The organism is Mesorhizobium sp. M2E.F.Ca.ET.209.01.1.1, assembly GCF_004010375.2.
Taxonomy (GTDB): domain Bacteria; phylum Pseudomonadota; class Alphaproteobacteria; order Rhizobiales; family Rhizobiaceae; genus Mesorhizobium.
This window is the reverse complement of sequence record NZ_SADP02000306.1, coordinates 1-396: the sequence shown is the minus strand read 5'-3', so window position 1 is coordinate 396 and position 396 is coordinate 1. Positions and strand designations below refer to the sequence as shown.

The 396-nt window shown below is 61.6% G+C and carries 1 pseudogene; it reads left to right on the top strand.

The features are described from left to right. Positions 1–396 (top strand): annotated as a pseudogene (locus EN852_RS35765) (sensor domain-containing phosphodiesterase); the annotation flags it as partial.

The following is a 396-nucleotide window of genomic DNA, read 5'->3' as shown; positions in this document are numbered from 1 at the left end:
GGATCTCGGCTCGACGCGCATCGCCGCCATCACGCCCAGCGAAGGCTTCGCACTCGACCGCCAGACCAGCCCCGATGCCGACGTGTTCCGGGTGACGCTGAACCCCGGCACGGTGATCACCTTCATCGCCGAGCTTGCCTCGCCGAAGCTGCCCCAGGTCTATCTTTGGGAACCTGAATCCTACAAGGACTCGGTCAATTCCTACACGCTGTTTCGCGGCATCGTCATCGGCATTGCCGGCCTTCTGGCGCTGTTCCTGACCATCCTGTTCGTCGTCAAGGGAACGTCGATGTTCCCGGCGACGGCAGCCCTCGCCTGGGCGGTTCTTGCCTATATCTGCGTCGATTTCGGCTTCCTCAACAAGGTCATCGAGATTTCGCCCGGCAACGAGCAGAT